General features: G+C 38.0%; 14 protein-coding genes. All 14 read left to right on the top strand.

Annotation, left to right across the window (positions count from 1 at the left end):
• The first annotated feature begins 48 nt into the window (after positions 1 to 48).
• Positions 49 to 1,209: an ABC transporter substrate-binding protein gene (locus ACZZZI_RS19680; RefSeq protein ID WP_463490882.1), complete on the top strand. Its 1,161-nt coding sequence runs from the start codon at positions 49 to 51 to the stop codon at positions 1,207 to 1,209.
• Positions 1,206 to 2,357, top strand: a complete 1,152-nt coding sequence (locus ACZZZI_RS19675) for a CaiB/BaiF CoA transferase family protein (RefSeq protein WP_463490880.1) — start codon at positions 1,206 to 1,208, stop codon at positions 2,355 to 2,357. Before ACZZZI_RS19680 ends, ACZZZI_RS19675 begins: the two co-directional genes overlap by 4 nt.
• A gap of 418 nt (positions 2,358 to 2,775) precedes the next feature.
• Positions 2,776 to 3,939, top strand: a complete 1,164-nt coding sequence (locus ACZZZI_RS19670) for a CaiB/BaiF CoA transferase family protein (RefSeq protein WP_316758169.1) — start codon at positions 2,776 to 2,778, stop codon at positions 3,937 to 3,939.
• A complete protein-coding gene (locus ACZZZI_RS19665; protein WP_316758171.1) occupies positions 3,932 to 5,170 on the top strand; it encodes an extracellular solute-binding protein in 1,239 nt (412 codons plus the stop codon). The genes ACZZZI_RS19670 and ACZZZI_RS19665 overlap by 8 nt, the downstream gene beginning before the upstream one ends.
• A complete protein-coding gene (locus ACZZZI_RS19660; protein ID WP_316758173.1) occupies positions 5,167 to 6,258 on the top strand; it encodes a Gfo/Idh/MocA family protein in 1,092 nt (363 codons plus the stop codon). Before ACZZZI_RS19665 ends, ACZZZI_RS19660 begins: the two co-directional genes overlap by 4 nt.
• A 260-nt stretch (positions 6,259 to 6,518) precedes the next feature.
• Positions 6,519 to 6,959: a MaoC/PaaZ C-terminal domain-containing protein gene (locus ACZZZI_RS19655; RefSeq protein ID WP_010603407.1), complete on the top strand. Its 441-nt coding sequence runs from the start codon at positions 6,519 to 6,521 to the stop codon at positions 6,957 to 6,959.
• A gap of 101 nt (positions 6,960 to 7,060) precedes the next feature.
• Complete coding sequence (fucP, locus tag ACZZZI_RS19650; protein WP_316758175.1) at positions 7,061 to 8,353, top strand: L-fucose:H+ symporter permease; 1,293 nt, start codon at positions 7,061 to 7,063, stop codon at positions 8,351 to 8,353.
• Between the two features lie 52 nt (positions 8,354 to 8,405).
• Positions 8,406 to 11,831, top strand: coding sequence for a glycosyl hydrolase (locus tag ACZZZI_RS19645; RefSeq protein ID WP_463490876.1), 3,426 nt, complete (start codon positions 8,406 to 8,408; stop codon positions 11,829 to 11,831).
• 3 nt (positions 11,832 to 11,834) lie between these two features.
• The gene (locus tag ACZZZI_RS19640) at positions 11,835 to 13,856 is read left to right on the top strand and encodes an aceric acid hydrolase (RefSeq protein ID WP_463490874.1); all 2,022 of its coding nucleotides are present in this window, start codon (positions 11,835 to 11,837) and stop codon (positions 13,854 to 13,856) included.
• 2 nt (positions 13,857 to 13,858) lie between these two features.
• Complete coding sequence (locus ACZZZI_RS19635) at positions 13,859 to 15,103, top strand: ribulose-bisphosphate carboxylase large subunit family protein (protein WP_316758181.1); 1,245 nt, start codon at positions 13,859 to 13,861, stop codon at positions 15,101 to 15,103.
• Between the two features lies 1 nt (position 15,104).
• On the top strand, positions 15,105 to 16,505 hold the full coding sequence (locus tag ACZZZI_RS19630) for a four-carbon acid sugar kinase family protein (protein WP_316758183.1): 1,401 nt from the start codon (positions 15,105 to 15,107) through the stop codon (positions 16,503 to 16,505).
• A gap of 19 nt (positions 16,506 to 16,524) precedes the next feature.
• On the top strand, positions 16,525 to 17,187 hold the full coding sequence (locus tag ACZZZI_RS19625) for an aspartate/glutamate racemase family protein (RefSeq protein WP_316758185.1): 663 nt from the start codon (positions 16,525 to 16,527) through the stop codon (positions 17,185 to 17,187).
• 6 nt (positions 17,188 to 17,193) lie between these two features.
• Positions 17,194 to 18,489: a bile acid:sodium symporter family protein gene (locus ACZZZI_RS19620; RefSeq protein ID WP_316758187.1), complete on the top strand. Its 1,296-nt coding sequence runs from the start codon at positions 17,194 to 17,196 to the stop codon at positions 18,487 to 18,489.
• Positions 18,470 to 19,909 carry a sialate O-acetylesterase gene (locus ACZZZI_RS19615; protein WP_316758189.1) on the top strand — a complete coding sequence of 480 codons (1,440 nt, stop codon included), beginning with the start codon at positions 18,470 to 18,472 and terminating at the stop codon, positions 19,907 to 19,909. Before ACZZZI_RS19620 ends, ACZZZI_RS19615 begins: the two co-directional genes overlap by 20 nt.
• The last annotated feature ends 89 nt before the right edge of the window (positions 19,910 to 19,998 follow it).

Raw genomic sequence — 19,998 nt, 5'->3', positions numbered from 1 at the left:
TTCTTCACTGCGTTCAGAATGACAGCAATAAATAAAAAAGGAAATTAAGTGGAGAAGACGATTAATTTAAAAGGAATAACATGGAACCACAGTCGTGGGCTTTTGCCGATGGTGGCAACAGCGCAGCGATTTTCTGAATTATACCCAAATGTTAACATTACCTGGGAGAAAAGAAGTTTGCAGCAATTTGCCGATTTTTCCATTCAGGAATTAGCAGAGCGATTTGATTTGTTGGTTATCGACCACCCCTGGGCAGGTTTTGCCTCGAAAACAAAATCTATTGTTGCGCTGGATTTTTACCTTTCTGATGATTATTTGAAAGATCAGGAACGAAATTCAGTTGGTCAATCTTATGAAAGTTATTTTTACGAGGAACATTTATGGGCCTTGCCAATTGATGCGGCAACACCTGTGGCGGCATCTCGACCAGATTTATTAGCAGAAAAAGGATTGCAATTACCTAAAACTTTTGAAGATTTATTAGCACTTGCCGATCAAGGATTAGTTGCATTCGCAGGTATTCCGATAGATGTTTTAATGAACTTTTATACACTTTGCTGCTCGTTAGGAGAAGACCCTTGCCAAAACGATGAAGAAGTTGTTTCGCAGGAGTTAGGTGTTAAAGTATTAAAAATGTACCGTGAGCTGGCATCTAAAATGGATAAAGGAAACTTCAACAGAAACCCAATTCAGGTTTATGAGTCGATGACTATAACGGATGAAATTGCTTATTGTCCTTTTGCTTATGGTTATTCAAATTATTCAAGAAATGGCTATGCCCGGAAGGTTTTGCATTTTCACGATATGATTTCTTTAGATGGAAAAACCAATTTAAGAAGCACTTTGGGCGGAACAGGTTTGGCTATTTCTTCTAAGTGCGAAGAAATGGATGTTGCTGCGAAATATGTAGAATTTGTGGGTTCTCCAGCTTGTCAATCAACATTGTTTTTCGAAAATGGCGGACAACCAGGGCATTTAGCCGCCTGGAAAAACGACGAAGTAAATCGCCAAAGCCAGAATTATTTTGCAAACACTTTGCCCGCCTTACAGCGTGCTTTTCTTCGTCCACGTTACCATGGTTCTATGTATTTTCAAGACCATGCAGGCGATGTGGTTCGAGATTATTTAATGGATGGCGGAGATGAAATTCAGGTTTTAGCTCAAATGAACGAATTATATAAGAAATCTAAAACTTTGGTTTTATCATGAACAGACCGTTAGAAGGATTATTGGTTTTAGAGTTTTGCCAGTTTTTGGCAGGCCCATCCGCTGGATTGAAATTAGCTGATTTAGGTGCTCGTGTAATCAAAATCGAACGACCAAATACTGGCGATGCTTGTCGCCAATTATCCATCAAAAATCTTTTTGTTGATGAAGATAGTTTGCTTTTTCATACTATCAATCGCAATAAAGAAAGTTATGCTGCTGATTTAAAAAATCCTGAAGATTTAGAAAAATTGAAAAAGCTCATCAGCAAAGCTGATGCAATGACACATAATTTTCGTCCAGGTGTGATGGAGAAAATTGGCTTAGACTACGAAAATGTTAAGCAAATCAATCCGAAAATTATTTATGGAATGGTTACGGGTTATGGCAATGAAGGACCTTGGCGAAATAAACCTGGTCAGGATTTGTTGGTACAAGCCGTTTCAGGTTTAACTTTTTTATCAGGTCTTGATACCGATGGACCAGTTCCTTTTGGTTTATCAGTTTCTGATATTATGTGCGGAAACCATTTGGCGCAAGGCATTATGGCGGCATTAATCAAAAGAGCAAAAACCAATAAAAGTGTACTTGTTGAGGTTAGTTTGCTAGAATCTGTTTTGGATGTTCAGTTTGAAGTGATTACAACTTATCTGAACGATGGAGGGAAACTTCCCGATAGAAGCGGAGCAAAAGGTAGCGCACATGCGTATCTGAGTGCACCTTACGGGATGTACGAAACCAAAGATGGTTATATTGCAATGGCGATGGGAAATCTTCCAAATATTTGTGCAATAATTAATTGTGACATTAGTGATTTATACGTCGAAGCTGGTTCGGCATTCGAGAATCGAGATAAATTGATTGTTCGCTTAGCGGAAACATTTAGGAAAGATGATACTAAAGTTTGGATTAATCTTTTAGAAAGTAGTGGGATTTGGTGTGCAGAAGTATTAAATTATCAAGGCGCAACGGAGTTGAATACTTATAAAAAACTACAAATTGAACAGAATTTGGAGTTGAGTGATGGAAAGCAAATAAAGACTACGGTTAGTCCGATACGCTTAGATCATGAGAAATTATTTGCGGCAAAAGCTGCACCAAAATTAGGTATTAATACGGAAGAGATTAATAAAGAGTTTGAATTAAAATAGGTTGCTAGTCGAGATTTGTAATCCCTGTTGAATTAAACTAGGTTGTTAGTCGAGATTTGTAATCTCGATTGATTGTTTTGAGGGTTTAAATCCTCATTTCATTAAGTCAAAGAAAATATCCTTGACCAGCCTGAAGATAAAGTGAAGTAAACTCGGTCGTCGTTTAGACAGAAGGGCAATAGAATAGGTAAACCTTTGGAAAGAGTTCACAGCGACGATTGGTTTATATTAATAGAGAATTGAATTAGAAAATATTTATAAACAGTTGTCATTCTGAACGCAGTGGAGAATCTGCAAGCGATGAAAAAGTAACTTAATTAAACCACAGAATAGTGTGTGATAATTATAGTATGCTATTCGGCTAGAGATTCTTCGTTGTTCTCAGAATGACAGCAAGATTATAGAAATAAATAAAATTATGAGACCGCTTGAAGATTATTTAATTATCGATTTCAGCCAGTTTCTTTCTGGGCCATCGGCGAGTTTGCGCTTAGCCGATATGGGTGCCCGTGTAATTAAAATTGAGCGTTTGGGCGTGGGCGATATTTGCCGAACGTTATACACTTCAAACTTGATTATGAATGGCGAATCGTCTGTTTTTCATGCCATCAATAGAAATAAAGAAAGCTTTGAAGTCGATTTAAAGAGTGAAGAAGATTGTGAAATGGTTCGCGAGCTGCTCAAAAAAGCAGATGTAATGATACACAATTTCCGACCTGGTGTAATGGAACGTTTGGGTTTCGATTATAAATCGGTTACTGCACTAAATCCATCAATTATTTACGGCGAAATTTCGGGCTATGGAACGGAAACCGAATGGAAAAATAAGCCTGGCCAGGATTTGTTGCTCCAATCGGTTACAGGCTTGACTTCGCTCACTGGAAATGCCGATAGCGGCCCTGTAGCAATGGGTTTATCCATTGTAGATATGTTGGCTGGCGCACATTTAGCACAAGGTCTTTTAGCTTGTTTGTATCGCAAAGCGATAAAAAATGAAGGTGGCTTTGTGCAAGTGAGCATGATGGAATCGGCTTACGATTTTCAATTTGAAACCATTACCACTTTTATGAATGACGGCGGTGCATTGCCAGAACGTTCTAAAAACAACAATGCAAATGCTTATTTGGGTGCTCCATATGGTATTTATCAAACAGAAAATGGATATTTAGCTTTGGCAATGGGTTCAATTCCACAGCTTGGTAAATTATTAGGTTGTGAGAAATTGGAAGACTACGTTGAATTAAGTGAGGCATTTGATAAACGTGATGAAATTAAGGCAATTTTAGCTGAACATCTTTTATCTAGCACCACCGAAAATTGGCTTTCTATATTAGAACCAGCCGATATTTGGTGTGCAGATGTTTTGAATTGGAATGCGTTAATGGCTCACGATGGTTTCAAGGTTTTGAATATGATACAAGAAGTGGAAATGGTAGATGGTTACAAATATGAAACCACCAGATGCCCAATTCGTATTGATGGCGAGTTGCTTACTTCATCAAAAGGTTCGCCAAAATTAGGGCAGGATAATGAAAAGATTATAAAAGAATTCATCACACAGAATACAATTGCAAATGCATAACCAAATAGAAACTTTCAAAATAGCCGTTCGCAAATTTGCACCATTTGAATCTGCCATGCAGAAATTTTGGGACAAATACTGTGAATTTTGTGGCTGTACCTTGAAACTGGAAATGGTTGTGATGGATTTGCATGAACTTTACGATCGCACCATCACTCAAAAAGGTCTGGCCAATGGCGATTTCGATATCGCCCACATTAGCACCGATTGGATTTTGGAAGGCTATTCCAATCAGGATTTTGAAGTTTTAAATCCTTTCATCAATAAAAATAAGCCACAAGATTTTCCCAAAGGATGGAGCAAGTCGCTATTGGGTTTGCAACGCTTCGGTTGGGAAGTGGTAGGATTTCCATTTCATGATGGTCCTGAATGTTTCATTTACCGAAAAGATTTATTTGATAATGAAAAGGAAAAAGCAAGTTATCAGGAACAGTTCGGTAAAGCTTTAGAAGTTCCAAAAACCTGGGAAGATTTCCATCAGGTAGCGCAATTTTTTAATCGCCCTGCGGATAATTTATATGGAAGTATTTTTGCCTGTTACCCTGATGGGCATAACGCGGTTTTCGATTTTTGTTTGCAATTATGGACCAGAGGTGGAGGTTTGGTCGATAAAGACGGCTTCATACAAATAAATACTCAAGCCGCAGTTGATGGCTTAAATTTTTACCGAACAATCGTAAACGATAAAACTGCGGTTCATCCAAAATCTTCTGAATTTGAATCTGTAGCTGCAGGAATCGCTTTTTCGCAAGGCGAAGCAGCCATGATGATTAACTGGTTTGGTTTTGCCGCCATGTGCGAAGTAGATGGGAATTCAAAAGTTAAGGGTAAAATTGATGTTGATTTATTGCCATCGGGAACTGGTCAAAATTCCGCATCTTTAAATGTTTACTGGCTTTATACCATCGCCAAAGGCAGCAAAAACAAAACAATTGCATACGATTTTCTTCGCTTCGCGTTAGCTGAAGAACAAGATAAACAGCTCACCTTAGAGGGTGGAATTGGTTGCAGAATCTCGACATGGAAAGATTCCGAAATCAACGAAATCATCCCTTACTATCATAAATTAGAACAGCTTCATGAAGTGGCGAGAACACTTCCTCAAAAACAAAATTGGGCTGCAATTGCAGCAATAGTTGATAAAATGGTTTTGCAGGCGATTAATTCAGATACAACATCTGAAGAACTTATTCAGCTTGCTCAAAACCAAATTAACGAAATTGATAAATGAGTATTGATATAAAATATAAGCCAGAATTACCAAAATCGAACCAGCCAATCATTATTATTGGTGCTGGAGGAATTGTTGCTGATGCACATTTGCCAGCTTATAAAATTGCGGGCTTTGAAGTTTTCGGAATTGTAAATAGAACTAAGGAAAGAGCGCAAAAGTTAGCCGATACTTTTGGGATTCCGAATGTATTTAATACCGTTGCTGAAGCTGTAGCAAATGCCCCCGAAAATGCAGTATATGATTTAACAACCATGCCTGCACAATACATTGATGCCTTAAACCAATTGCCAGATGGAAGTGCCGTTTTAATTCAAAAGCCAATGGGGGATGATTTTGCACAAGCAAATAAAATTTTGGAACTGTGTAGGAAGAAAAATTTAAAAGCTGCCATAAATTTTCAATTACGCTTTGCCCCATTTGTAAGCGCTGCGAGATATTTGATTGATCTTGGTTTAATCGGCGAATTGTATGATATGGAAGTTCGCGTGACGATCAAAACGCCTTGGGAAATTTTCCCTCACGTGATTATCCATCCGAGGTTGGAAATTCAGTACCATAGCATTCATTATGTAGATCTAATTCGTTCGTTTTTGGGTAATCCGCAAAGTGTTCTAGCAAAAACGCTGAAACATCCTGCGAAAAATCTATCATCATCCCGTTCTACGATTTTATTCGATTATGGCGATACGATGCATGCGGTCATTAACACCAACCACGATCACGATTTCGGTCCAAACCATCAGGAAAGCTATATCAAATGGGAGGGAACCAAAGGTGCAATCATTGCTAAAATAGGTTTGTTAATGGATTATCCTCATGGTGTGCCTGATGTTTTTGAATACTGTATTGTTGAAGAAGGGAAATCGCCTGAATGGCAAACGGTAAAATTAGATGGTTCGTGGTTTCCAGAAGCATTTATTGGTACAATGGCAAATTTAATGCGATTTAACGAGGGAAGTGATGTTGGGCTACATACCAGCGTGGAAGATGTGATACAGACGATGGCGGTCGTAGAAAGTGCTTACAAATCGAGTGACATTGGAGGGGTTAAGGTTTCGGGTTTTGAGTTGAAAGTTAAAGGTTAAAAGTTGAAAGTTAAAAATCAACAGTTTTGGTGCACACGCTATTTGCAAATTGAAAGGCCAAAGCACTAAAAATCGTTCTGCTAAAATCCAGCCTAACAAATTTTTCGGGATGCATTGTCAAAGCCACAGCATTGCCTTCAATAGAAAAATTTTAAGCTGGGAGTTTTGTTTCTTTTGCGGTCAAAAGAAAAAAGCCCGTCTGGCTAAGACATGAAAAGAATAAATGGTTGCAAAATATCATGCTATAAAGAATTAAAATTATGTATTTCAAATCAACATTTTTTGAAGATTATCAATTACAAGATAAACGTGTAACGTTAGGTCGGACAATAACAGAAACTGATTTTGTGGTTCATGCAGGCCATACAGGTGATTTCTTTCCACATCACATGGATGCGGAATGGTGTGCAACTCAGCCTTTTAAACAACGTATTGCCCACGGAACCATGATTTTTAGTATTGGAATCGGACTGACAGCATCAGAAATTAATCCAGAGGCAATGTCGAAAGGTTATGACAAATTGCGTTTTGTAAAACCTGTTTTCATTGGCGATACAATCCATTCAGAAATCACGATTTCGGAAAAAGGAGAGAGCAAAAGACCAGAATACGGAACGGTTACCGAACACGTAGAAATCATTAACCAGCACGGAGAAGTCGTTTTAGTATGCGACCATTTACTTGTAGTGAAGAAGAAATAGATCAATCGTTCATTGGTTCACTTATTTATTAGTCAACATGCCTAATCTAACCAATGAACTATTGACCATTGAACTAATGAATCCAAAATAAACCAAATATAATGAACCACAACACACAACCAGAAATCGTTACCGAAGGAGACCCATCATCAGGAAAGAAGTATTTATTGCCGTTTATTTTAGTGGTAAGCTTATTTTTTCTTTGGGGAATGGCGCATAATTTAGATTCTATTCTAATCCCGCACTTGAAGAAAGCGTGTAACCTGAGCAATAGTCAATCTACATTAATTGATACTTCTGTTTTCTTTGCTTACTTCTTAATGGCGATACCTGCTGGTATGATTTTGAAAAAATGGGGTTATAAAGCGACTATGATTTCTGGTTTGTTAGCTTTTGCTTTCGGTGCATTTCTTTTTGTTCCTGCAGCTAATAATCTATCGTATATCACCTTTTTAATTGCACTTTTTATCATTGGTTGTGGATTAACCATGCTGGAAACTTCTGCCAATCCTTATGCTGCAGTATTAGGTAATCCTTCAAAAGCCACTAGCCGACTAAATCTGGCTGCATCTTTTAACGGGTTAGCCGCTATGGTTGCACCACTGATTGGTGGCCTTTTTATTCTTTCAGGAAAATCACATACCAAAGAAGAACTCGCAGCAATGACAGAAGCCAGCCGAAACAGTTATTTTTTGGAAGAGGCAGCATCTGTTAAAACCCCATATATTACACTTGGAATAATCTTGCTGGTTATTGCGGTGATATTTTATTTCATTCATTTGCCAGAAATCAAAACGAAAAGTGTTGATGGCGAAGCGAAAGGTAGTTTTTTTGGAGCATTACGCCACAAGCATTTAAGGTGGGCTGTTATTGCTCAGTTCTTCTATGTTGGTGCACAGGTTTGTGTAACAAGCTTTTTTATCAGGATGGCGCAGCAAGGTGGTGGTTTCGATGAGAAAACAGCCGCATCATATTTAGCAATTTATGGATTGTTATTTACGGTTGGCCGTTTTGCAGGTACAGCACTTTTACAATTTATCGCGTCAAATAAACTTTTAGCTATCTACGCAGTCATTTCAGTTTTATTGAGCATTGTTGCCATTGCTGGAAGTGGTGTAGTGATCGTCTATGCGCTCGGTGGTTTGGGTTTCTTCATGTCAATTATGTTCCCTACTATTTTTGCATTAGGAATAGATGGCATTGGAGAAGATACTAAGCCAGGCTCTTCATGGTTGATTATGTCGATTGTAGGCGGTGCCATATTACCTTTTGGAATGGGCTCACTAATAGATATGTATGGCGATAACATACAAATTGGTTACAGTATTCCATTAGTTTGTTATTTAATTATTCTCTATTTCGGATTAAGAGGTTATAAAATTGCCCATAAATAATTAGCACATTTCCGTCATTGCTTCGGACCTAAGAATGATAAAAAAAACACCAATGAAACCAATATTTTGTAAACTCTTCTTCTTCTTTCTGCTTAGTGCTTTCAGCTTCACGCTTAATGCGCAACAGAGCGAAAATGCAAAACCTTGGGTGTTTTGGTATTGGGTAAAGGGTGCGGCATCTAAAGAAGGTATTACTGCTGATTTGGAAGCCATGAAAACGAATGGAATTGCAGGCGCTTATTTAATGAGTATTCAAGGTCCTGATAAAACGCCTGTATATTCTCCACCCGCAGTTCAATTAACGCCAGAATGGTGGAAATTGGTGGAGTTTGCAATGGATGAAGCAAAACGTTTAAACCTTAAGATTGGAATGCATGTTAGCGATGGTTTTGCACTGGCTGGTGGACCTTGGATTACACCTGAACTTTCTATGCAAAAAGTAGTTTGGTCTAAGTTAAATATCAATCATTCAATTAATAAAGTAAACTTACCTAAACCAGAACATAAGGAAAATTTTTATAAAGATATTGCAGTGTATGCTTATCCATCGCCAATTGGGGATGGCATTTCGACACGAACAATTGTACCTAAAATTACAGCAAGTAACGGTGCCGATGCAACAGGATTGGTTCAATTAGGAAATAAGAAAAGCTTCGGCTCAAATGAACCTTGTTACATTCAATACGAATTTGAAAAACCTTTTACTTGCCGTACAGTAACCATCAAAATTAGTGGAAATAATTACCAGGCACAACGACTGGCAATCGAAGTGAGCGATGATGGGAAAAACTTTCGCTCCATTGGAAGATTAGAAGCGCCACGCCATGGCTGGCAAGATACCGATGAAGATGTATCGCATTCTATTAAACCGACAACAGCTAAGTATTTTAGATTTATTTACGATAAAAAGGACTCTGAACCAGGGGCAGAAGATTTAGATGCCGCAAAGTGGAAGCCATCTTTAAAGTTGGTTAATCTCGAATTATCCTCAGAAGCACAAATTAATCAGTTCGAAGGCAAGAATGGTTCAGTGTGGAGAATAAGTAAAAGAAGTACAGATGAGCAAATCGCTAAAGATCTATGTGTTCCATTAAATAAAATTATCAACCTAACGGATAAATTAAATCCAGATGGAACATTAAACTGGAAAGCTCCAAAAGGAAACTGGACGGTTTTAAGGGTTGGGCATACTACAACAGGGCATACCAATGCAACGGCAGGTGGTGGAAAAGGATTAGAGAGCGATAAGTTTAATCCTGAAGCTGTTAAATTACAATTCAACAGTTGGTATGGCGAAGCAATTAAACACGGCGGACCCGAAATTGCAAAGAAAGTGTTAAGCGCTTTCCATGTCGATAGCTGGGAATGCGGCAGTCAGAACTGGTCGCCTTTGTTTAAGGCCGAATTTTTAAAACGCAGAGGTTATGATTTAACACCTTATCTGCCTATTATGACTGGCTTGCCTGTAGAAAGCGCACAAGTGTCTGAAGGTTTCTTGTACGATGTTAGAAAAACAATTTCTGAGTTGGTTGTCGACCAGTTTTACAAAACCTTGGCGAAGTTAGCAAAAGAGCAAGGCGTAACTTTTACAGCTGAAAGTATCGCCCCAACCATGATGAGTGATGGTTTAATGCATTACAAAACTGTTGATGTACCGATGGGCGAGTTTTGGTTAAATAGCCCGACACACGATAAACCAAATGATATGTTGGATGCCATTTCAGGTGCACATATTTACGGCAAAAACATTATTCAGGCAGAAGCTTTTACTACTGTTCGCATGGATTGGAATGAAAGTCCAGCAAATATGAAAACCTTGCAGGATAGAAATTATGCATTGGGAATTAACAAGTTGGTGTATCACGTTTTCGTTCAAAATCCTTTTACAGATAGAAAACCTGGTGTAACCTTAGATGGAGTGGGTTTGTATTTTCAACGTGACCAAACCTGGTGGAAGCTTGGGAAAGCATGGGTTGATTACGCAGAGCGAACACAAAACTTATTGCAGCAAGGAAAACCAGTTGTTGATATTACCGTTTTTACGGGCGAAGAATTGCCTCGTCGTTCGGTTTTACCAGATCGATTGGTTGAAACTTTACCTGGTATTTTTGGCGAAGATGTAGTACAATCTGAAAAGAAACGTTTGGCCAATGTTGGCGAACCATTAAGGCAAATTCCTGCAGGTGTTACGCACTCAGCAAACATGGCCGATCCTGAAAACTGGGTTAATCCACTGCGAGGTTATGCTTACGATAGTTTTAATCCCGATGTATTAAGTACAGCCACTGTTAAAAATGGCGAAGTTGTGTTTGAAAGTGGTGCAGCTTATAAAATTTTGGTAATTCCAGGGGCGATGAAAATGAACCCAAATTATCAATACATGAGTTTCGAAGCCGTTAAAAAGCTTTCTGAACTTGTAAAAAAAGGTGCTAAAGTAATTGTTGCAGATAAACCATTATACCAATCTGGTTTAAAGCAAACTAAATCATCAGAATTTGATGATTTGGTTGAAGAGATTTGGGGTGGTAATTTTGATTCATTTAAAAGTGGCGGCAAACCGATCTATATAAAAAAACTCGGTTTAGGGCAAATTTATAGAGCACCTTTTGAGGGGAACGATTTCAATAGTTTGGGGTTGGAAAAGGATTTAGCTATAACTGAAATTCAAACATCGAGAATGTTATTGAGCTCCGTAATTCCGCCAACGAAAAATATAACATTCACTCATAGAAAAACTAGCGATTCAGATATTTACTTCATATCAAATCAGGAAGCTAAACAAAGAGAATTTAATTTTTCATTTAGGATAAATGGAAGGGTGCCGAAAATCTACAACTCAGTAACCAATGATATGCTCGCTTTAAAAAGCTGGTCGATTAAAGATGGAAGGACTTATTTCAATTTTAAATTACCAGCAAATGGCTCAGTGTTCGTAATATTTAATGAGAAAACAGATTTAACTCAGCTACAAACTGGGCCAAATTCCAATAAGTTTAAATCCATTTTGGATATCTCTAAAGACTGGCAAGTTCAATTCGATGCAGCTTACGGTGGCCCATCTAAGGCTGTTGTTTTTAATGAACTAATCGATTGGACTAAACATTCAGATAGTTTAATTAAATATTATTCTGGAACCGCTATCTATTCAAAAGGTTTCATTTACAATGGAGATATAAAAAATGCCTGCATTGATTTGGGTGGGTTTTCGAGTATGGCCGAAGTTAAAATTAATGGCATTAGCTGTGGCACTTTATGGACAGCTCCGCATAGATTGGATATTAGCAAAGCCATCAAAAAAGGCGAAAATAAAATTACGATAGAGGTCGTGAATACCTGGGCTAATCGTTTAATTGGCGATAGTATATTACCTGAAAATAAAAGACTTACAAAAACAACGGCTCCTTTCAGGTTGGAAGGAAAGCCTTTGAATCCAGCTGGTTTATTTGGACCAGTTGTAATACAGTTGGAGGAGAAATAGAATATGAAAAGATTTAATATTGGTTTGCTTGCTATTTGTCTGTCATCGTTATGCGTAAACGCACAAGATAAGGCACTTGTTAATACTTCGAAGAGTAAGTATGCTAAGCTGCATAGCGTAAACATGAGCGATGTAACCTGGACTAAAGGTTTTTGGGCCGATCGGTTTAAGGTTGCGACTGAAACCATGGTGCCAAATATGTGGGCAATTTACAACGACCCAAAAATTAGTCATGCCTTTAAAAACTTTGAAATTGCTGCTGGATTAGATACGGGCTCACATTCTGGCCCTTCATTTCATGATGGAGATTATTATAAAACCTTAGAGGCCGTAGCCAGTTTATATGCTTCGACCAAAAATCCAAAGCTGAATGAGATGATGGATAAGGCCATCGTTGTAATTGGAAAATCGCAGCGTGAGGATGGTTATATCTACACCAAGGCTATGATTGAACAACGTAAAACGGGTTCAAATAATCAATTTCAAGACAGATTAAGTTTTGAATCTTATAATATTGGTCATTTAATGACGGCTGGTTGCATTCACTATCGGGCAACAGGTAAAACGACTTTGCTTAATATCGCTAAGAAAGCAACAGATTATTTGTATAATTTTTACAAATCAGCATCGCCAACATTGGCTAGAAACGCCATTTGCCCGTCGCATTATATGGGTGTTGTAGAAATGTATCGCACCACCAACGATCCTCGTTATTTAGATCTAGCCAATCATTTAATCGCGATTAAAGGTAAAATTGATGATGGAACGGATGATAATCAGGACAGAATTCCATTTTTAAAACAAACGAAAGCGATGGGACACGCGGTACGAGCCAATTATCTCTATGCAGGCGTTGCTGATTTATATGCCGAAACGGGAAAAGACTCGCTTTTAAATACTTTGAATTTGATGTGGGATGATGTAAATCAGCATAAAATGTACATCACAGGTGGTTGCGGTTCTCTTTATGATGGCACCTCTCCTGATGGAACTTCTTATAATCCTGCCGATGTTCAGAAAATTCATCAGGCATTTGGTCGCGATTTTCAATTGCCAAACTTTACTGCACATAATGAAACTTGCGCCAACATCGGTAACGTACTTTGGAACTGGAGAATGCTGCAAATTACTGGCGATGCCAAATACGCTGATGTAATGGAACTGGCTTTGCATAACAGTGTTTTATCTGGAATTAGCCTTGATGGAAAGAACTTTTTATACACTAATCCGCTAGCTCAATCGAATGATTTGCCTTTCAAACAGCGTTGGTCGAAAGATAGAGTGCCTTACATTGGTTTATCAAATTGTTGCCCGCCAAATGTAGTTAGAACTATTGCAGAGGTTAGTGACTACGCATACAGTGTTTCTGATAAAGGATTGTGGTTCAATTTATATGGTGGTAATAACTTAACTACTAAATTAGCTGATGGAAGTAAAATTTCTTTATCAGAAGAAACCAATTATCCTTGGGATGGTAATATTAAAATCTCTGTAAAAGAGATTGGAAATAAACCCTATTCAGTTTTTCTGAGAATCCCAGCCTGGACTCACAATGCTCAAATCAGTATTAACGGGAAACCAGAAAATATCAAAGCGATTTCAGGAACTTATGCAGAAATAAACAGGGTTTGGAAAAAAGGCGATGTAATTGAATTGAATCTTCCAATGGAAGCAACTTTGATTGAAGCAAATCCCTTGGTTGAAGAAAATAGAAATCAAATTGCCGTTAAGCGAGGGCCGATAGTGTATTGCTTAGAATCGACTGATTTGCCAGGTAAAAGTATTTTCAATGCCTTTATCCCAACAACCACAAAATTTGAAGCAAAACCAATTAACATCGATGGCGCTGATATGATGAGTTTGGTTGGGAATGCAAAAATTGTAGAACCAAATAGCTGGAAAAACGTGTTGTATCGTCCAGTTAATAACAACAGTAAGGAAGCTGAAATTAAACTAGTGCCTTATTTTGCATGGGGGAATCGTGGCCATTCAGAAATGTCGGTTTGGTTACCTGTAAGTAAATAAAAATGGAAAGAATTACAGCAACATATTACATTGAAACACCGCTTGATTTAGAAAAATCGGCGCTGGTTTTAGCGGGCGAACAATCTTCAGGAACTTTTATTGCTGTTCCAGGAGAGACGGAAGAGCTGAAAGCAAGATTTGCGGCAAGGGTAGAGTCAATTGAAAAATTAGAAAGTTCAACGGAACCATCTATTCCAAGCGTTAAATTAAAACCTGGAATTTATCAAAGAGCAGTTATAAAAGTTTCCTGGTCGATAGAAAATTTTGGCTACAATTTGCCAGTGCTTATTTCAACTTTACAAGGCAATTTATATGAATTAACGCAATTTACAGGCTTAAAGTTAATGGATATTGATTTTCCAGATTCTTATGCTAATGTATTTAAAGGTCCACAATTTGGAATTAGCGGATGTAGAAAATTGACCAATGTTGAAGGACGACCTTTGATTGGTACAATCATTAAACCTAGTATTGGAATGAGCCCTGAACAAACAGCCGAATTGGTGAAAACGTTAGTAGAAGCTGGAATCGATTTTATCAAAGATGATGAATTGTTAGGTTCGTCGGCAAATTCTCCTTTTGATAAACGGGTAGATGCGATTATGAATGTAATTAATGCTCATGCTGATAAAACTGGTAAAAAAGTGATGTATGCTTTTAACCTGAGCGACGAGATTGACCAAATGCAACGCAACTACGAGAAGATTGTTAAAAGTGGCGGGACTTCAGCAATGATTAGCCTAAATAGTGTTGGATTGGCTGGCGTTAAAAAGATCTGCGATAACCGCGAACTGGCCATTCATGGACACAGAAATGGTTGGGGAATGATAAACAGACATCCGCTTTTGGGGATTGAATTTCCTGCTTATCAAAAATTATGGCGTTTGGCAGGTGTAGACCAAATCCATGTTAATGGTATTCAAAACAAATTCTGGGAATCTGATGATTCTGTGGTGACTTCAATTGAATCTTGCTTAAAGCCGTTTTTAAGGGGCTTCTCAGTATTACCAGTTGTTTCCTCTGGTCAGTGGGGCGGGCAAGCTGTAGAAACCTATAGAAGGACTAAAACCGTCGATTTGTTGTATATGGCAGGTGGAGGTATAATGGCGCATCCAAGTGGTCCTGCTGGTGGAGTTATTGCTTTACAACAAGCATGGCAAGGGGCTGTAGATGGTTTATCTGTGGAAGATACGGCAAAAAAATATTCAGAATTTAATCAATCAGTTTCCGTTTTCGGGAAAAAATAAGATGGAGAACAAAGAAAATAACCGCTTATTAATGGCCTTTTATGGCGATGATTTTACAGGCTCTACTGATGCCCTGGAGTTTCTCTGTAAAGCAGGCGTTAAAACGGTTTTATTTATTGATGTTCCAACAAAAGAGCAGTTATTAAACTATGCCGATTTGCAAGCCATTGGTGTGGCGGGTGTAAGCAGGGCTTTATCGCCAGTTAAAATGGAAGCTGAACTTTTGCCAACATTTGAGGCATTGAAAGAGCTCAAACCACAGCACGTTCATTATAAAGTCTGCTCAACTTTTGATTCATCGCCAACTATTGGAAGCATTGGAAAAGCTATAGATGTTGCCCAATCCGTTTTTAAAGGAACTTACGTCCCATTGTTAGTAGCAGCGCCAGCTTTAGGAAGATATTGTTTGTTTGGTAATTTATTTGCCAGGATGGGAATTGGAAGCGATGGTGATATTTATCGTTTAGACAGGCATCCATCTATGAGTAAACATCCAGTTACACCTGCTGATGAAAGTGACTTACGCCTGCATTTGGGCAAACAAACCAATAAAAAGATAGGGCTTTTTAACATTACAGCTCTTCATCACTATGCTGAAAAGCATTTCGATGTAGATTTTGGTGATCATGAAATCGTTCTTTTTGATGCTTTAAAGGCAGAGGACTTAATTCCAATTGGAGAAATAATAGCGCAGTCTTCTAAACAGGATCATATCGTGTTTTCGGTCGGCTCATCAGGAATAGAAATGGCTTTAGGTTCATACTGGAAAGAAAAAGGCATTGTTAAGGATAAACTCGGTTGGGGGAATATCAAATGTTCGAAACCGATTCTGGTTATTTCTGGTAGCTGTTCTCCAGTAACTTCATCGCAAATTAAATATGCTTTGGATAATGGTTTTGCTGAAATCGCAATCGATACTGTTGCTTTTGCTAATCGATATTCATCAGATTCTGATATCGACGAAAACCTTATTTCAATCTATGTTGAGCAAGTTGTAAAATTTATTTCTGATGGTAAAAATGTTTTAATACATACCAGTCTAGGTAATGATGATTTAAGAGTCGTTGAATCCGATAAAATATTTAATAACAATGAATTGAATAAATCAACTGCATCAATTGTTTACGGTCGAGTGCTTGGCGAAATCGCTAAAAAAGTTGCAGAAAAAACCAATTTAGAAAGGCTTGTTATTGCAGGAGGAGATACATCAAGTTATGCTGCACGAGCGATGGGAATTGAAGCAATGGAGATGATTTCGCCGTTAACCGCAGGCGCTCCACTATGCAAAGTGCATTCAACAAATTCAGATATAAATAATTTACACATTGTTTTTAAAGGTGGTCAGGTAGGAAAACAAGATTTTTTTGTTCAGGCCTCGAAAGATATAATTAACATAAAATAAACTCAGTAAAAAACTAAATATGAAAACTAAAACCCTTGGACTTGTTCATACTTCTGCAACATTAGTTCCTGTTTTTCAACAGTTATGTGCAACGCATTTGCCTAATGTTAACGTTTTTAATATTGTTGATGATAGCTTGATAAAAGACGTAATTACGCGTAACGAATTAACGAAGTTAACAGCAAGAAGAGTGGTAGACCATGTAGGTTCGGCTGCTTTGGCTGGTGCCGATTATATTTTAGTAACCTGCTCGTCTATTGGTTCGGCTGTAGAAGCTGCCGCAGAGTTAACTGGCGTTCCTGTTTTAAGAGTTGATCAACCAATGGCAGATTTAGCAGTACAAACGGGAAAAAAAATTGGTGTTATTGCAACTTTACCAACCACATTAGGCCCAACAAGTGATTTGGTGAAGCGTAGAGCAGCGGCTGCTGGAAAAGAAATTGAATTAACTTCTAAATTGTGCGAAGGTGCTTTTGAGGCACTAATGGGTGGAAATCCTGAAAAGCATGATGAAATGGTTGCAGCGGCTTTAAGGCAACTCTCAACAGAAGTTGATGTGATTGTATTGGCGCAAGCATCTATGTCGCGTGTGGTGGATGGTTTGCAGGAATCAGAAAAACGTATTCCAATATTAGCTAGTCCTGCTTTGGCCATACAGCACATTGCCGAACTTATAAAATAAACGGCTATGAAAAACATTCGTAAGCTGTTTTTATATGTAGGAGGTATCGCCTTTTTGGTTTTACTTGCAGGTTTGTTTGTGTCTAATCAAACGCTCTGGCAACCTGCAGCTTTAATCTTAGCGGTAAGTTTAGCCATTGGTATTGGTGCTTTAGAAAGTTTGAAAAACTATCAATACACCGCGTGGATCATTACTGCGGTTGTTGCAGGTATGATTTATCCATCGGCATTTTTAAAATGGGGTAGCGTAGATTTAAGGAATAAGTGGCTTATTTTGGTGGTTGTACAGTTTGTTATGTTCGGTATGGGCATACAAATGGGCTTAAAAGATTTTGCAGGTTTGGCAAATAGTGGCAAAGGCGTGCTCATCGGATTACTTTGTCATTTCTCAATTATGCCTTTAATGGGTTTATTGTTGGTTAAAGTGTTCCATTTTGAAACTGAAATTGCTGCAGGCATAATTTTAATTGGTTCTTGTTCTAGTGGCTTGGCTTCGAATGTAATGGTTTACATAGCGAGGGCAAATTTGGTTTTATCGGTTGCAGTAACGGCAATAGCAACATTAGTAGCGCCCATAATGACGCCATTATTAATGAAGTTACTGGCTGGAACTCTAATTGAAATCAAATTCATTAACATGATGATGGAAATCATTAAAATCGTTATCGTTCCGATTGGTGCGGCGTTAATTCATGATTATTTAAAAAGAGCAACTCCGAAGGGCGTAAAGGTTGTTAAGGTGATCGCTGTTTTTTGCATAGCATGGTTATTAGCACTTCCATTTGGGCTTTGGAATAGTTTGGAGCAAAAACTACCTGAAGATGCCATGCATTCTGTAGAGATTTTTAGCTTTTTTACAGGCGCATTTTTGGTCGGAATTTTATATCACCTAATTACGCTGAAAATTAAAACGCTCGACGATTTAATGCCTTATGTATCTATGTTTGGCATTGTGTATTTTACAACGGTAACAACCGCTGCTGGAAGAGATAATTTATTAAAAGTCGGCTTTCTGTTGTTTTTAGCCTCGGTTATTCATAATGGCGCTGGTTATTTATTTGGCTACATGCTCAGTCGTGTATTTGGTTTGGATAAAAAATCTGCCAGAACAGTTGCTTTTGAAGTTGGTTTACAAAACGGAGGAATGGCATCGGGCTTAGCAGGCGGAATGGGTAAATTGGGCACAGTTGGTTTAGCGGCTGCGGTTTTTAGTCCGTGGATGAATATTTCGGGCTCAATCTTAGCTAATTATTGGAGAAGAAAAGCATTAAAAGAAGAAGAAAATGAACGTAAAATTTCTTAAAAAAATATTAACTTTTGGACTAATCGTATTTGCTATTGCTGCAAATGCAACGGTTAAACCTGCATCTATTTTTACCGACCACATGGTGTTACAACAACAAAGTAATGTGGCCATTTGGGGTTGGGCAAAACCATCAGCCAAAGTAAAAATAATCACTTCTTGGAATAAAGAAAACTATTCGATTACAACAGACCAAAACGGCAAATGGAAGGTTAAAGTTGCTACACCTTCAGCTGGAGGACCTTACAACATCGAATTTAATGATGGAGAGAAATTGATTTTATCTGACATATTAATTGGCGAGGTTTGGTTTTGCGGCGGACAATCGAACATGGAATTGCCGATGAAAGGTTATAAAGGTCAGCCAAATATTGGTAGTAATGAGGCTATTTTAAAATCGAAAAATCCGAATATCAGATTATACACTGTACCGCGTTCATCTATTACAGAAAGACAAGAAAACAGCAAACCATCAGAATGGAAACTTAGTGAGCCAGAAGTTGTAGCAAATTTCAGCGCAACAGCTTATTACTTTGGTACACTTTTAAACGAAATTTTAGATGTTCCAGTTGGTATTATCAATGATAGTTATAGCGGCTCCTCAATCGAAGCCTGGATGTCGCCAGAAGATTTAAAATCCTTTCCAGAAATAAAAATTCCTTCAAAAGGCGATTCGATAAAAGAAGTAAGCCGAACCCCAACAACATTATATAATGGAATGCTTTATCCAGTAATTGGCTACAGCGTAAAAGGTGCTATTTGGTATCAAGGGGAATCTAATTACGAGCGCCCCGACCAATACGAGAGCTTATTTCCTGCGATGGTTTCAAGCTGGAGAAAGAATTGGGATAATGGTGAATTTCCTTTCTATTATGCACAAATTGCACCATACAATTATGCTCAGTTAGCACCATTTCATAAAGGTGGAAAATACAATTCTGCATTTTTGAGAGATGCACAACGCAAATCATTATCTAAAATATCAAATTCGGCGATGGCTGTTTTGATGGATATTGGCGAGGAAAATATGATTCATCCTTCAAAGAAAAAACAAGGTGGCGAACGATTGGCTTATTTAGCATTGGCCAAAACTTATGGCATTAAAGGATTTAGCGCAACCAGTCCGCTTTATGAATCGATTACGATTGAAAAAAATGAAGCCGTCGTTAAATTTAAAGATGTACCAAATGGCTTAACTTCATTTAGTAGAGAATTATCTTTATTCGAAATTGCTGGCGCTGATAGGAAATTTTATCCTGCAAAAGCAATAATAAAAGGCAGCAGTATTAATGTTTCTTCAGAGCAAGTAAAAAATCCAGTTGCGGTTCGTTACGCATTTAATGATTTTATTGTTGGTGATTTATTTGGAAATGAAGGCTTGCCAGTTTCATCATTTAGAACTGATAACTGGGATAATTAGAAGAATAGAATAATGATTTTTACCACGAAGACACATATCACTTACAACAAGAACTTAAATGTCCTTGGTTGTTTCAGATGGTCGACTTT

The sequence above is a fragment of the Pedobacter sp. AC190 genome (assembly GCF_979258025.1).
This window is presented reverse-complemented; position numbering and strand designations above follow the sequence as displayed.